Consider the following 15005-nt stretch of genomic DNA (forward strand, 5'->3'; position numbering starts at 1 on the left):
CGCGGGGAGGACGGATACGCGAAGAGTTTTCGCCCCGTGGGCGTCCGCCGAGTGGGAACGGTGAGCGTGTCGCGCGAGATGTGTGCGGCCGACGCGGTGTGCCGCGCAGCCACGTTTCACCACAGCCACGTTCTGCCGCGGCCACGTTCCACCACAGTCGCGTTCTGTCGCGGCGGAGTTTCCGTAGGCGCCCTTGTCGTAGATATCCGTTTTCCGCGGGCGTCCGTTACGCCCACGTCCGTCTCGTACGGGGTGTCGTCACGACAGGGGCAGTACCCCCTGACCTCAGGTAGTTGCGGCGATCGCGGAGTTGTGTACTGCCCCGTCGCTGTCGCTGTCGTCGCGGTGGTGCGGAATCAGGACGTGGCGCTCGGTGTCGCGGAACCGAAGTTCTGGCCGGCGTCGTCGGCCATCACGTACTCGCCCGCGCGCAGCCGTGCGACGAGGTCCGTGGTCCACGAGATGTCGGCGTCGCAGTGGGCGAGCCACAGCCGGTACAACTCGTTGACGTGGGCGGGTTGGCCCCAGTCGGTGCCCTTCTCGAGCACGGTCGCGACGTTCTTGCGCTGACCGTCGAGCTGGACGAGTCGGTAGTCGAGCAGGTCGAGCGCCAGTTGGCGGGGCAGACACGTGAGGAACACCAGCGCCGCCGCGAACCCGGACGCGTTGGCCGCATCGTCCGCCACGTCGGCGATCCGCTGTTGCAGTTCCTGTTGGAACGCATGCTCGCCCGCATCGGTCAGCGTGTAGGCGAGCCGGTCGGGGCCTTTGCCCTGCGGAGTCTCGACTTGCTCGAGCAAGCCTTCCAGCGCGAGCTTCTTCAGGGCGTGGTAGATCGAACCCGGCTGGACGTTCGCCCACTTGTCCGCCGACCACGACAACAGCTCGCGTCGCACCTGGTAACCGTGTGCGCCGCCCGATCCGCCGTGCATCCGCACCACGCCGAGCACGAGCAACCGCGTCGCCGACACCGCTTCCGGCCTCCGTCCCTGGTCGCATCGCCGAGAGGCACCATCCTCCCACCCGCAGGACCGGCCACGACGCCGAAGGTCGCCGGGGCGCCCGCCGTCCTCAAGGAAGCGCTACGCGCCGCGGGGTTGGCCCACCCGTCGGTCCTGCCCTGCCTCTCAAGGAAGCGCTACGCGCCGCAGTGTTGGCCCACCCGTCGCCCGACCGCCGCCCCCCAACGTGGCGCTACGCGCCGCAGTGTTCGCCCACCCGCCTGCCCGGCCCCCGCCCCTCAAGGAAGCGCTACGCGCCACAGTGTTGAATTGGAGTATGAGCACCTCAGTGTTGACCGCGGTGGCCTGGCCTTACGCCAACGGTCCCCGCCACATCGGTCATGTGTCCGGTTTCGGCGTCCCCTCCGACGTCTTCTCGCGCTACCAGCGCATGGCCGGCAACCGGGTGCTCATGGTCTCCGGCACCGACGAACACGGCACGCCGATCCTGGTGCAGGCCGACAAGGAGGGTCTTTCGCCGCAGGAGACCGCCGACAAGTACACCCGCCAGATCAGCCAGGACCTGCGCGGCCTCGGGCTGTCCTACGACCTGTTCACCCGCACCACCACCGGCAATCACGCCGAAGTGGTGCAGCAGATCTTCCTGGCACTGCACCGCAACGGGTACGTCGTGCCGAAGACGACCACCGGCGCGGTCAGCCCGTCGACGGGACGCACGCTGCCGGACCGCTACATCGAGGGCACCTGCCCGCTCTGCGGTTACGACGGTGCCCGCGGGGACCAGTGCGACAACTGCGGCAACCAGCTGGACGCCGCCGAGCTGAAGAACCCGCGCTCGCGCATCAACGGTGAGAAGCCCGAGTTCGTCGAGACCGAGCACCTGTTCCTCGACCTGCCCGCCTTCACTGAATCACTCGGCAACTGGCTCTCGACCAAGACCGACTGGCGCCCGAACGTCCTGAACTTCACCAAGAACCTCGTCGACGACATGCGCCCCCGTCCCATCACGCGCGATCTCGACTGGGGTGTGAAGGTGCCGCTCGATGGGTGGCGGGACCAGCCGCTCAAACGGTTCTACGTGTGGTTCGACGCGGTCATCGGCTACTTCTCCGCCAGCGTCGAATGGGCCCGCCGCACCGGTGACCCAGACGCGTGGAAGCCGTTCTGGACGGACCCGGACGCCCAGTCCTTCTACTTCATGGGCAAGGACAACATCACGTTCCACGCCCAGCTGTGGCCCGCCTTCCTGCTCGGCCACAACGGCCAGGGCGACAAGGGCGGCGAGACCGGTCCGTACGGCACGCTGAACCTGCCGGGCGAGATCGTCTCGAGCGAGTTCCTCACCATGAGCGGGTCGAAGTTCTCGACCTCGCGCGGCACGGTCATCTACGTCGAGGACTTCCTGCGCGAGTTCGGCCCCGACACGCTGCGCTACTTCATCAGCGTCGCCGGACCGGAGACGCAGGACACCGACTTCACGTGGGACGAGTTCGTGCGGCGCACCAACTTCGAACTCGCCAACGAGTGGGGAAACCTCGTCAACCGGTCGATCTCGCTGGCGCACAAGAACAACGGCGGCGTGCCGGCGCCGACCGCTCCCGCACCCGCGGACGAAGAGCTCAAGGCGCTCGCCAAGGGGGCGTTCGACACCGTCGGCACGCACCTGCGGCATTCGCGGTTCAAGCAGGCGGCCGGCGAGGCGATGCGCGTCGTGTCGGCGGCCAACAAGTACCTGTCCGACCAGGAGCCGTGGAAGCTCAAGGAGGACCCGGACCGGCGGGACGCCGTGCTGCACACGGCGCTGCAGGTCGTGTCGGACGCGAACGCGCTCCTGACACCGTTCCTGCCGCACGCGGCGCAGAAGGTCCACGAGGCGCTCGGCGGTACGGGTGTGTGGGCGGCGCAGCCGGAGTGCCACGACGTCGAGGACCTCGACATCCCCGGCCGGACGAACCCGATTCTCACCGGTGACTACGCGAGCGAGCAGGCGACGTGGGAATCGACGCCGGTGGAGGTGGGCCGTCCGCTCGAGAAGCCGTCGCCGCTGTTCGCCAAGCTCGACGCGTCGCTGGGCGAGACCGGTCCGGAGTGGGCGCCCATCCAGAGCTGAACGTGACTGTGACGCCCCCAAGGGCACCTTGGTCGCGTTGAGCGCGACGAATCCTCCCCTGATCATGACCGTGGAGCGGTCACGACCTGTCCGGGCGCGAGGGGAAGAAAGGGTGCGTTGAGTGCAACCATGGTGCCCTTGGGGGCAACCGAGCCGGGAGAAGACGTGAGCCGCAAGAACGATCGTGACGCGCCGCCGCCGGTGCCGGAACGCCTGCCCACCCCTGCGGTGGACGCACACACGCACCTCGACGCCTGCGGGGACGGGACGGCCGCCGATGTGACGGCATTGCTCGACCGCGCGGGCAGGGCGGGCATCGAGCGCGTGGTCACCGTCGCCGACGACCTCGCCGCCGCCCGCTGGGCCGCCGAGGCCGCGACGTGGGACGAGCGCGTGTTCGCAGCAGTGGCGATCCATCCCACGCGCACCGCGGATTTCGGTGACGTCGAGAAGGCCGAGATCGAACGCCTCGCGGCCGCCGAACGCGTCGTGGCGGTGGGGGAGACCGGTCTGGACTACTACTGGGACTACTCGCCCCCGGACGCCCAGCAGGAGGCCTTCCGCTGGCACATCGACCTCGCCAAGCGGATCGGCAAGCCCCTGATGATCCACGACCGCGAGGCGCACGAGGACCTGCTGCGCATCCTCGAGGAGGAGGGTGCGCCGGACACCGTGGTGTTCCACTGCTTCTCCGGGGACGCCGACATGGCGCGCCGCTGTGTCGACGCCGGCTACGTGCTCTCGTTCGCCGGCACCGTCACGTTCCGGAACGCCAAGGGGCTGCACGAAGCGGCGAAGCTCGTGCCGCCGGAGCACTATCTGGTCGAGACCGATGCGCCGTTCCTCACACCACACCCGTTCCGGGGACGCCCGAACGAGCCGTACTGCGCGCCCTATACCGTTCAGGGGCTCGCGGAGCTTCGTGGGGAGCCGGTCGACGTGGTCGCGGACTCCGTTCGGAGTAATGCCGAGCGGGTGTTCGGCCTTTCTTCGTCGCAGACGGTCACGTCGACGTGAACGGGCTGCGACAACGGCGTGGGCGTCACAGTCGATCAGCCCAGGTGATGAAGGTCACGGGATCGCGCGCCGTGTTTGCGCAACCCAACGGCACCCGTTACGGTCCCGTGACCGTGCCGGTTGAGATCGACTGTCTCGATGCGGCACGCCCACAGTCACGTCGGTGTTCGTCGGGGACGACATCGCCCGCGGGGCCACGGCCCGCGCGGGAATGTCAGGGGACGACGCTGACTGCGGGAGTCCTGGCCATGCGTGAAAGGGATCGACCCTGTGACTGGTAGCTACGGGCGCGCAGACGCGAGCTCGTCGTCGGCTTCGGCCGGCTCGACGGCTCTGCTCGACCGACCGAGCGACCCAGAGTTCTCCTCCGACCCGCGGATCACCCGGGACGACATCCTCGCCGTGCTCGGCCCCGACGCCGATGCGCTCATGGACGAGGCCAATGTCGACGTGGACGAACTCATCCGGCTGATCAATGCCGAGACGACGATGCTCCCGGCGATCGTCGACACCCCCGTTGAGCCGACCGCGGCCGCGGGCACGAGTGTCGACGAGCCCGACGGCGGTCTCGCGGGCGCGGTCAAGACGTGGAAGAAGCGTTTCCTCAAGGGATCGGTTCTCGCCATGCTGATCACGCTCACCGGTGGCGGTGCGGCGGCGCTGGCGATGAACAAGAGCGTCACGCTCGACATCGACGGCAGCGAGCAGACGGTCCGCAGCTTCGGCGACACCGTCGGCGAGGTCCTCGACGACGCCGATATCGACGTCGGCAAGCACGACGCGCTCTCCCCCTCGCCGCAGGCCGAGGTCGGCGACGGTGGCGTCATCACGCTCGAGCGCGGCCGCCACATGACCGTTTCGGTCGACGGTGAGCAGCGTCAGGTGTGGGTTCGCGCCACCACCGTGGACGAGGCACTGGGCCAGCTCGGCCTCGAGGACCTCAAGAACGAGGGCGCCAAGTTCTCCGCGCCGCTCGACAGCGACGTGCCGCTCAAGGGCATGGCGCTGGAGGTCAAGACGCAGAAGAGCGTCACGGTCTACGACGGCGGCGAGAAGCCCCGCGAGGTGACGACCCACGCGGTCACCGCGGGCGAGCTGATCGACGAGCTCGACATGAAGCTCGGTCCGCAGGACCGGCTCGAGAGCGGTCCGAAGGCGAGCCTCAAGGACGGCGCCGAGGTCTACATCAGCCGCACCGGCGTCTCGGTGGTGAAGCAGAAGGAGACCATCGAGCCCGAGGTCCGCACCATCGAGGACCCCGAGATGGAGCAGGGCAAGGAGGTCGTCGAGAAGCCCGGCAAGGCGGGTGAGGAGCTCGTCAGCTACCGGGTCACCAAGGAGAACGGGGAGGAGATCGCCCGCGAGGAGATCAACTCCAAGGTTCTCAAGGAGGCCAAGGACAAGGTCGTGCGCGTGGGCACCAAGGAGCCCCCGCAGCCGCAGATCACCGGCGGCGCCGTGTGGGACCGGCTGGCGAACTGTGAGGCGACCGGCGACTGGTCGATCAACACCGGCAACGGCTACTACGGTGGCCTGCAGTTCGACAAGCAGACCTGGGACGCCTACGGCGGTGACCAGTACGCGGCGTATCCGCACGAGGCGAGCCGCGAGCAGCAGATCGCCATCGCGACCCAGGTGCGCGACGATCGCGGCGGCTACAGCGCTTGGCCGCACTGCGCCGCGCAGCTCGGCCTGCCGACGTAAGGTTCGCGAACCGGTGAACGATCACAGCGGCCCGGTACCCCTTCGCGGGGTGCCGGGCCGCGTTGTGCTGAACTCATTGCCGTGACCGCTGAACCACCGGGACTGCTCGGGCCCGCCGAGATCCGGAAGCTCGCCGCAGAGCTCGACGTCCGCCCGACGAAGAAGCTCGGCCAGAACTTCGTGCACGACGCCAACACGGTGCGCCGGATCGTCGAGCTCGCCGAGGTCGGATCGGACGCCGCCGACACCGTCGTGCTCGAGGTCGGCCCCGGACTGGGGTCGCTCACGCTCGGCCTGCTCGGCACCGGGGCGCGGGTGGTGGCGGTGGAGATCGACCCGGCGCTCGCGGGCCGACTCGAACGGACTGTCGCGGCACACGCACCGGAGGCCGCGTCGCGGCTGACGGTCGTCGCCGACGACGCGCTGCAGGTGGACAGCGGGCGGATCGGCGAGCCCGACGCGCTCGTGGCGAACCTGCCGTACAACGTCGCGGTCCCGGTGGTGCTGCACCTGCTGGCCGAACTGCCGTCGTTGCGGCGGGTGCTCGTGATGGTCCAGACCGAGGTGGCCGACCGGATGGCCGCGGCGCCCGGTGGCCGGGTCTACGGCGTGCCGAGCGTCAAGCTCGCCTGGTACGGCACGGCCCGCAAGGTCGCCGCCGTGCCGCGGTCGGTGTTCTGGCCCGTGCCGAACGTCGACTCCTCGCTCGTGGCGTTCGACCGTGGGCCGGAGCGCACCGACGCCGACCGCGACGCGGTGTTCGCGGTCGTCGACGCCGCGTTCGCCCAGCGGCGGAAGACGTTGCGCGCTGCGCTCTCGTCGTGGGCGGGATCGGCCGAGCGGGCCGGGGAGATTCTGGCCGCCGCCGGTGTCGAACCGCGCGCCAGAGGCGAACAGCTCGGCATCGAGGAGTACGTGGCGATCGCCAGGGCCGCCGCGGAAGCATGACGTCGGCGCGGCCGTCAACCGTGCCGGGTTCGATGTGATCTACGGCCCGTCGGCTTGCCTTTCCGGCCGGGTTTCCGGTCTACTATGTGGGAATTCCATCCCGAGCGACCGAGAGACCTGGCTCGTCGACGTCGCAGCAACCTCCCTCGAGGACGGTGCTACCGCCAGGAGCGATGGAGGAACGCGATGTATTTTTCCGAGCCGCTCACCCGGCGTCTGGTAGTCGATCACCGGCGGCGCACCGTGTCTGCGTGTCGTCGCTCCGCCGACTTGGCCTGAGCGCGCAGCGTCGCGAACCTGCCCACGGAACGGTCGCACCGTCATCGCGGCCAGGGACAGGGTCCACCTCGCCAGAGTTGTGAACCGGCCGGCTCCGAGCCGGACGTCGCAGCGCGAGGTCGGCGCCGCCCGATCCGATCTTCCGCCGTTTTTCTCCCGGCCCCGGTCAGTGACTGCGCGGGCCGGTGAGCCCATGAGCTGTCTTGGAGCTGCTGTGATCACCGTCGAGAACGTCAGCAAGTCGTTCCGCAATACCGAGTCCGATGCACCCGTGCAGGCGCTGCACGAGGTCAATCTGGACGTCGGAGCAGGCGCACTGTTCGGTGTCGTCGGCGAAGCCGGTGCAGGAAAGTCGACGCTGGCGCGCTGTGTCGCCCTGCGGGAGCGGCCCGACCGCGGCTCGGTCCGCTACGACGGGCTGAACACGACCACGTTGGACGGACGCAAGCTGCGGGAGGCGCAGAGCCAGGTCGCCGTGGTCGACTCGCGGCTGCGCCCGGAGCGGACCGTGGCGGGCAACATCGCCGCCCCGTTGGAGCGCGTGGGCGTGGACGGAGCGCGCAGGCGGCAGCGCGTCGCCACGCTGCTGGACGTCATCGGGTTGAGCCGCGCGGCGGCGCAGGTGCCCGCCGACCTGTCCCCGGGGCAGCAGCGCCGGGTGTCGGTGGCGCGGGCGCTGGCCGGCGGGCCGGCCGTGCTGCTCGCCGACGATCCGACCGCGGGAGTGGACGCGGACGAGAGCGGCGCCGTGCTGTCGGTCCTGGACCGGGCACGTGCCGAACTGGGCGCGACCGTGCTGCTGACGACGTCCGACGCAGGCGTGGCGCGGCGCGTGTGCGACGACGTGGCGCTGCTGGACCACGGTTCGGTCGTCGAGAGCGGCAACCTGCTGACCCTCGCGGGTACGCGCGGCAGCCGGATCGCCGACGAGCTGCTGCCGTCGGTCGAGACGTCGCCGTCCGAGGCGGCGCGCTTCGACGTCGTGGTGGACGTCGTGCTGGTCGGGTTCGCCTCGGTCGGTGCCCTCCTGCCCGAGGCGAGCGGCCGGTTCGACGTCGAGATCGCGACGATCGGCGGTGGGCTGACGCGGTTCGGGGACACGCCGGTGGCGCGGTTCCGCATCGGCCTGCGCGGGCAGCGGGCCGACGCGGCGCTGGCGTGGATCGCCGAGCGCGGCGCCCACGTCACGCACACCCTCTGCGGCCTGCGCACCGTCGCGGCCTGACCGAGCCGCGCGTGTCCTGACGCCCGCCCGACGTTGCCGGCCTGCCGTTTCCGGACGACGTCGAGGACGCGTGGGAGCGGTGACACGGCGCGGCTTGCTCGACGCGCTGACGCGCGGCCGCGCCGGAACCGGCGGGGCGCCAAGTACCCTGGGTATGTGCTTGCCGTCGTACCGACCCCCGTGACCGTCACGGTGCCGTCCAAGATCAACGTGCACCTGGCGGTGGGACCGGCGCGTGAGGACGGATACCACGAGCTGACGACCGTGTTCCAGGCGTTGTCGCTGACCGACACCGTCACTGTGTCGGCAGCCGAGGAAACGTCGTTGCACGTCCGCGGTGAGGGTGAGAAGACCGTGCCGCGTGACGAGCGCAACCTGGTGTGGCGCGCGGTCGACGTCCTCGCCGAACATCTGGACACGACCCCGGCCGAGCTGGGCCCGGTGCAGATCGCGCTGGACAAGAACATCCCGGTGGCAGGCGGCATGGCGGGCGGCAGCGCCGACGCGGCCGGCGCGCTTCTCGGGCTGGCGACGCTGTGGAAACTCGACCTCTCGCGTGACGAGCTCACGCGGTTGGCGGCGAAGCTCGGCAGCGACGTGCCGTTCTCCCTGCTCGGCGGTACGGCGCTGGGCACGGGCCGGGGTGAGGAGCTGCTGCCGGTCCTGACGCGGCACACGTTCCACTGGGTGCTCGCGTTCGCTCAGCGTGGTCTGTCGACGCCCCGTGTGTACCAGGAACTCGACCGGCTTCGCGACGCCGGCGAGCCCCCGCCGGCCGCAGGCGATCACGACGTGGTCATCGAGGCGCTGGCCTCGGGGGACCCGCACCGCCTTGCCGAACTGATCGGCAACGACCTGCAGATCGCGGCCGTGTCGTTGCGCCCCAATCTGCGGCGCACACTGCGCGCGGGTGTCGAGGCAGGAGCGCTGGCCGGTCTGGTGTCCGGTTCGGGTCCGACGTGCGCGTTCCTGTGCGAGGACGCCGAGGCCGCGGTGCAGGTGTCCGCGCGGCTGTCCGGGGCTGGTGTGTGCCGGACGGTGCGGGTCGCCAGCGGCCCGGTGCACGGGGCGCGGGTGGTCGAACCGGACGGCGGCCCCTCGGGCGGCGAACCGCCGTGGGACCCGACCCCGCCGCAGGCACACGCATGACGTTCGCCGCGCTCCCTGCCGGCCCCTGCGGTCCGGTGGTCCTGGTTCCGCGCGAGGACCTGCGGGAGGCGGCGAGCCGCACTGTCACCATCGACCACGCGACCGGCGTGGTCGCACAGCGTTTCCGCATCGCGCGAGAGGTTTGTCTGACGCATGGCCAACCTGGTCAATCTCGAATCAGTGAGCAAGTCCTACGGTGTCCGGCCGCTGCTGGACGAGGTGTCCCTCGGCGTGGGTGAAGGGCAGCGCATCGGCGTCGTCGGGCTCAACGGCGGCGGTAAGACGACGTTGCTCGAGGTGCTCGCGGGCATCACCGAACCCGACTCGGGGCGGGTGAGCCGCATGCGCGATGTGCGCATGGGCGTGGTCACCCAGCGCACCGACCTGCCCGACGGCAGCACCGTGGGCGAGGTCGTACTGGCGCGTTTCGACTCCGAACACGAGTGGGCCTCCGATGCGCGGGTGCGCTCGATCGTCGACGGGCTGGGCATCGCGGCCATCGGGCTCGACACTCCGACGGCCACCCTCTCCGGTGGGGAACGCCGCCGGGTCGCGCTGGCGGCCACGCTCGTGGGTGAGCTCGACCTGATCGTGCTCGACGAGCCCACCAACCACCTTGACGTCGAGGGGGTGCGCTGGTTGGCCGATCACCTGCTCGCGCGCAAGTCCTCGCTCGTGGTCGTCACGCACGACCGCTGGTTCCTCGACACCGTGTGCGGCCGGACGTGGGAGGTCACGTCGGGCCGCGTCGAACAGTACGAGGGCGGCTACGCGGACTGGGTCTACGCCCGTGCCGAGCGGGCCAGGTTGGCGCAGGCCGCGGAGGAGAAGCGGCAGAACCTGGCGCGCAAGGAGCTCGCGTGGTTGCAGCGCGGCGCCAAGGCGCGTACCTCGAAGCCGAAGTTCCGGATCGAGGCCGCCGAGGCGCTGATCGCCGACGTCCCGCCACCGCGCGACACCGTCGAGCTGATGAGCTTCGCCAAGCGCAGGCTCGGCAAGACGGTGTTGGAACTCGAGGACGTGTCGTTGAGCGTCGCCGACCGGACGCTGCTCGACCACGTCACGTGGCGGATCGGCCCCGGCGATCGGATCGGCCTCGTCGGCGTCAACGGTTCGGGCAAGACGACGCTGCTCAAGCTGCTCGCGGGGGAGCGTGAACCCGAGACCGGCAGGCGCATCGAGGGCAAGACCGTGCACCTGGCGCACCTGAAGCAGGAGCTCGACGACCTTCCTGCCGAGTTGCGGGTGCTACAGGCCGTCGAGCAGGTCGCCGCCCGGGTCCAGTTCGGCAAACACGAACTGTCGGCGTCGCAGCTGGCCGAAAAGCTGGGTTTCCCGCCGAAACGCCAGTGGACCCCGGTCGGTGACCTGTCCGGCGGTGAGCGGCGCCGACTGCAGCTGGTGCGGCTGCTGATGGCCGAGCCGAACGTGCTGCTGCTCGACGAGCCCACCAACGACCTGGACATCGACACCCTGCAGCAACTCGAGGACCTGCTCGACGGCTGGCCGGGCACGCTGATCGTGGTCTCGCACGACCGGTACCTCACCGAGCGCGTGTGCGACAACGTCGTCGCGCTGTTCGGCGACGGCACGATCACCGACCTGCCCGGCGGGATCGACGAGTATCTGCAGCGCAGGCAGGCCATCGCCGATCGGCCCGCGGCCAGGCCGGCTCCGGCATCCGGTGTCGAGTCGCAGGTGGACGCGAAGCAGGATGCGCCGAAGCTGTCCAACGCCGAGTGGCGGGCCATCACCAAGGAGCTCGGCAAGCTGGAACGCAAGCTCGACGCGATCGGGGAGAAGGAGTCGAAGCTCCACGCGGCGCTGGCCGACGCGGCGACCGAGCCCGATCGGCTGATGGAGCTCAACAACGAACTGAAGGCGTTGCAGGCCGAGAAGGACGAGCTGGAACAGCGGTGGCTGGAGGCGTCCGAGGCCGTGGAGTGAGGCACCCGGGTTCGGATGCGTGGCCTGTCCCCGCTTCCGTGTAACGCTTGGTTACAGTCTGTGTCATGAGCCGGTTCGTGGACACGATGGTCGCCAACGCGCAGGCAGGCGGCACGCAGCGAGGGATGGTCACGGGTGAGCCCTCGGAGCCCGTGCGCAGAACATGGGCGGAGGTGCACGGGCGTGCCCGTCGCCTCGCCGGCGGCCTCGTGGGCGGCGGATTCGAGTCGGGTGGTGCGGTGGCCGTCCTCGCGGCCGCGCCGGAGCTGATCGCGCCGACCGTGCAGGGCGTGTGGCTGGCCGGCGGCAGCGTGACGATGCTCCACCAGCCGACGCCGCGGACCGACCTCGCGCACTGGGCGGCCGACACGCTGCAGGTGCTGCGGATGATCGGGTCCGACCTGGTGCTGCTCGGCGAGCCGTTCGGCCAGCTGGCGCCGGTGCTGGACGAGAACGGCATCCAGTACCGCACGATCGAGACCCTGCTCGATGCCGAGCCGATCGCCGAGCCGGTGTCGGCCGCCGAGGAGGACCTGGCGCTGCTGCAGCTCACCAGCGGTTCCACCGCGGAGCCGAAGGCCGTGCGGATCACCCACGGCAACCTCTTCAGCAACATCAGCGCCATGGCGCGGCGTTCCGAACTCGACCCCGGCAGCGACGTGATGGTGTCGTGGCTGCCGACGTTCCACGACATGGGCATGGTCGGCTTCCTGACCGTGCCCATGACCTTCGGCGTCGAACTGGTCAAGGTCACGCCGGTGGAGTTCCTGAGCGCGCCGCTGCTGTGGCCGGACCTGATCACCCGCTACGACGGGACCATCACGGCCGCGCCGAACTTCGCCTACGCCATCGTGGGCCGCAGGCTCGCCCGGGTCGACGACGGCGACGCCTACGACCTGTCGAAACTGCGCATCGCACTCAACGGCGCCGAGCCGATCGACGACACCGCGGTGGCCACCTTCACCGACGCGGGTGGGCGGTTCGGCATGCCCGCCGAGTGCGTGTTCCCCGCGTACGGGCTCGCCGAGGCCACCCTCGCCGTGTCGTTCGCGCCGCTGTCGACCGGATTGACGGTCGACGTCGTCGAGGCCGGTCCGCTGGAGTCGGAGAACCGCGCCGTGGCGGTGCCCGAGGATGACGAGCGGCGGGGCACCGAGCAGGTACGCGGATTCGCCGTGCTGGGCAGGCCGCTCGACGGTATCGAGGCACAGATCGTCGGTGCCGGCGGCGACGTGCTCGGCGAACGCGAGGTCGGCGAGATCCGGCTGCGCGGCGATGCGATCACGCCGGGATACCTGACCGTCGACGGACCCATGGCGACGCAGGACGCCGAGGGCTGGTTCGCCACCGGCGACATCGGCTATCTGGTCGACGGGCAGATCGTCATCTGTGGCCGCAGCAAGGACGTCATCATTCTGGGCGGCCGCAACGTCTACCCGACCGACGTCGAGCGTGCCGCGAGTTCGGTCGACGGGGTGCGGGCAGGCAACGCCGTGGCCGTGCGGATCGACGCGGGCACCCGCCGCGAACGGTTCGCCGTCGTGCTCGAATCCAAGGCCGCGGGCGACGAGGCCGAACAAGCGCGCATCGTCAAGGAGGTCACGGCGCGCGTACGGGACGCGGTGGACGCGCGGCCGTATTCGGTCCTCGTCCTGCCGACGGGCAGCCTGCCGAAGACGCCGTCCGGCAAGGTGCAGCGCGGCGCGACAGCCGAGCAGTACCGCGACCGGATGGACGCCGGCGCCTGATCCGTCGGGAGACCAGGCGCCGGGCGGGTCGGTGCGAATCAGCCGTCTCGGGAGCGCCCCGGCGTCGAATCGGCTGCTGGCAGGTTCACGACCGGGATGTCGGCGGTGGGGACGTCGGTGACCGCGGGCGATTCGGTGCGTGCGGTGGGCACGTGATGCGCACCGCCGGTGACTCCGGTGCGTGCCAACAGCGTGTCCTCGACGCGGTCGAGGAACTCGTCGACGCTCTTCTCGTCGTACCCGCGCTTGCCGATCGGCGGGCGCGCGAACTGGCTGTGATGCACCTCTGCCGCCGTCAGATCGTCCTCGTCGGACAGGGTTGCCACGACCCGGTCGATCAGCGCGTCCACCTCGTGTTTGGCGTAACCGCGCCTGCCGAAACCGGAATCGGGGAAGGCGATGGTGCGCGCCTCGTCTGCCGTGATCGCCATGACCTGCACCTCCACGTCGGGTCACTCGCGGCCTTCTGTGATAGCCGTGGCAGTGAGACGCCGGGAAGGGCGCAGCTATGATGCGACTCGTTCAGGGGTACGGGACGACCCTGTTGGGTTAGTTTGCGTGACCGATGTGACCCTCCGTGCCCGCCTGATCGGTGAAAGACGGGGCGAGCACGAGAAACCGTTAGGAGCTGTGGAAGGCGTTCTGCGCCGCCGTCAGCCCCCGGGAAACAAGCTCCTCGACGGCGTCGGCGCAGCGGTCGACGTTGAGCGGCAGCTCGCGCCGCTCGGTCGTCGAGAAGTCCTTGAGCACGAAATCCGCGGCATCCATCCGGCCCGGCGGCCTGCCGACACCGAAGCGCACCCGGAAGTACTCCTTGGTGCCGAAGGACTTCGTGATCGAGCGCAGTCCATTGTGCCCGTTGTCGCCGCCGCCGAGTTTGAGCCGCAGCGAACCGTAGTCGACGTCGAGTTCGTCGTGGACCACGACGAGACCACTCGCATCGATCTTGTAGAAGCGGGCGGTGCCCGCGAGCGGGCCGCCCGAGAGGTTCATGTACGAGCGCGGCTTCGCCAGCACCACTTTGCGACCGCCGAGGCGTCCCTCGAGGACCTCGGCGCCGCCCTTGTGCGCCTTGAACTTCCCGCCGATACGGGACGCGAGCTCGTCGAGAACCATGAAGCCCACGTTGTGCCGGTTGCCGGCGTAACGGGGCCCGGGATTGCCGAGGCCGGCGAGCAGCACCTGCTCGCCGGCCCCGGGAAGATCATTCGTCATGTCGCGTCGGACGGAGTGAGCGTCAGCTCTCCGAGCTCTCGCCGCCCTCGGCGTCGGACGGCTCCTCGGTCACACCGGCGCCCTCGGCGTCGACGTCGGCCTCCATGGCCTCCTCGGTCGGCGCCTCGTTCACCGCGACGACCAGCACCTCCGGGTCGGTCACCAGCTCGGCGCCGCGCGGCAGGGTGACGTCCGAGGCGTGCACCGTGTGGCCCGCTTCGGCACCGTCGATGTCGACCTCGAACTGCTCCGGGATGTGCAGCGCCTCGACCTCGATCTGGATGGTGTCGACGTCCTGGTTGACCAGGGTGCCCGGGGCGGCGGTGCCGTTCAGGACGATCGGCACGTCGACCGTGACCTTCTCGCCGCGGCGCACGACGAGGAGGTCGACGTGCTCGATGTAGTTCTTGAGCGGGTGGACCGTGATGGTCTTGGTCAGCGCCAGCTCGGTCTTCTTGTTGTTCGAGCCGTCGACGTCGAGGGTCAGCACGGCGTTCTGGCCGTTCTCACGCACGACGCGGGCGAAGTCGACCGCGGGCAGGGCGAGGTGCCGCGGGTCCTCGCCGTGGCCGTACAGCACCGCCGGGATCTTGCCGGCACGGCGGGTGCGGCGAGCCGCTCCCTTGCCGAACTCGTTGCGGGGTTCGACGGTAAGGCGTACCTCGGACACGGTGATGCACTCCTCGCGGTGGGGCCCTGGT

The 15005-nt window shown here is 70.0% G+C and carries 12 protein-coding genes and 1 riboswitch; of the genes, 8 read left to right on the forward strand and 4 right to left on the reverse strand.

The features are described from left to right. Nucleotides 1-356: 356 nt before the first annotated feature. On the reverse strand, nt 357-971 hold the full coding sequence (locus tag FB384_RS12865; RefSeq protein ID WP_183782997.1) for a PadR family transcriptional regulator: 615 nt from the start codon (nt 969-971) through the stop codon (nt 357-359). 307 nt (nt 972-1278) lie between these two features. Between FB384_RS12865 and metG the strand changes: the two genes are divergently transcribed. The 8 genes from metG (at nt 1279) to FB384_RS12905 (ending at nt 13089) form a co-directional block, all read left to right on the forward strand. Continuing rightward, nucleotides 1279-3072, forward strand: coding sequence for a methionine--tRNA ligase (gene metG, locus FB384_RS12870; protein WP_183782999.1), 1794 nt, complete (start codon nt 1279-1281; stop codon nt 3070-3072). 165 nt (nt 3073-3237) lie between these two features. Beyond that, a complete protein-coding gene (locus FB384_RS12875) occupies nt 3238-4089 on the forward strand; it encodes a TatD family hydrolase (RefSeq protein WP_323985218.1) in 852 nt (283 codons plus the stop codon). A 333-nt stretch (nt 4090-4422) separates the two neighbouring features. Further along, entirely contained in the window at nt 4423-5793 is a 1371-nt protein-coding gene (locus tag FB384_RS12880) for a resuscitation-promoting factor (protein WP_228726370.1), read from the forward strand. A gap of 81 nt (nt 5794-5874) precedes the next feature. Next, the gene (rsmA, locus tag FB384_RS12885) at nt 5875-6741 is read left to right on the forward strand and encodes a 16S rRNA (adenine(1518)-N(6)/adenine(1519)-N(6))-dimethyltransferase RsmA (RefSeq protein ID WP_183783003.1); all 867 of its coding nucleotides are present in this window, start codon (nt 5875-5877) and stop codon (nt 6739-6741) included. A 92-nt stretch (nt 6742-6833) separates the two neighbouring features. Further along, nucleotides 6834-6921, forward strand: a riboswitch (SAM riboswitch). 313 nt (nt 6922-7234) lie between these two features. Beyond that, the gene (locus FB384_RS12890) at nt 7235-8245 is read left to right on the forward strand and encodes a methionine ABC transporter ATP-binding protein (RefSeq protein WP_183783005.1); all 1011 of its coding nucleotides are present in this window, start codon (nt 7235-7237) and stop codon (nt 8243-8245) included. Between the two features lie 156 nt (nt 8246-8401). Beyond that, nucleotides 8402-9394, forward strand: coding sequence for a 4-(cytidine 5'-diphospho)-2-C-methyl-D-erythritol kinase (locus FB384_RS12895; protein ID WP_183783008.1), 993 nt, complete (start codon nt 8402-8404; stop codon nt 9392-9394). Nucleotides 9395-9547: 153 nt separating this feature from the next. Then, nucleotides 9548-11341, forward strand: coding sequence for an ABC-F family ATP-binding cassette domain-containing protein (locus tag FB384_RS12900; protein ID WP_183783010.1), 1794 nt, complete (start codon nt 9548-9550; stop codon nt 11339-11341). A gap of 65 nt (nt 11342-11406) precedes the next feature. Further along, nucleotides 11407-13089 (forward strand): fatty acyl-AMP ligase, encoded by a 1683-nt coding sequence (locus tag FB384_RS12905; protein ID WP_183783012.1) that lies wholly within the window; start codon nt 11407-11409, stop codon nt 13087-13089. A gap of 38 nt (nt 13090-13127) precedes the next feature. Here FB384_RS12905 and FB384_RS12910 read toward each other — a convergent pair whose 3' ends face one another. The 3 genes from FB384_RS12910 to FB384_RS12920 form a co-directional block, all read right to left on the reverse strand. Further along, entirely contained in the window at nt 13128-13520 is a 393-nt protein-coding gene (locus FB384_RS12910; RefSeq protein WP_183783014.1) for a DivIVA domain-containing protein, read from the reverse strand. 190 nt (nt 13521-13710) lie between these two features. Beyond that, the gene (pth, locus tag FB384_RS12915) at nt 13711-14304 is read right to left on the reverse strand and encodes an aminoacyl-tRNA hydrolase (protein ID WP_183783016.1); all 594 of its coding nucleotides are present in this window, start codon (nt 14302-14304) and stop codon (nt 13711-13713) included. Nucleotides 14305-14326: 22 nt separating this feature from the next. Next, complete coding sequence (locus tag FB384_RS12920) at nt 14327-14974, reverse strand: 50S ribosomal protein L25/general stress protein Ctc (protein WP_183783018.1); 648 nt, start codon at nt 14972-14974, stop codon at nt 14327-14329. Nucleotides 14975-15005 lie beyond the last annotated feature (31 nt).

The organism is Prauserella sediminis (assembly GCF_014195435.1).
GTDB classification, from domain to species: domain Bacteria; phylum Actinomycetota; class Actinomycetes; order Mycobacteriales; family Pseudonocardiaceae; genus Prauserella; species Prauserella salsuginis.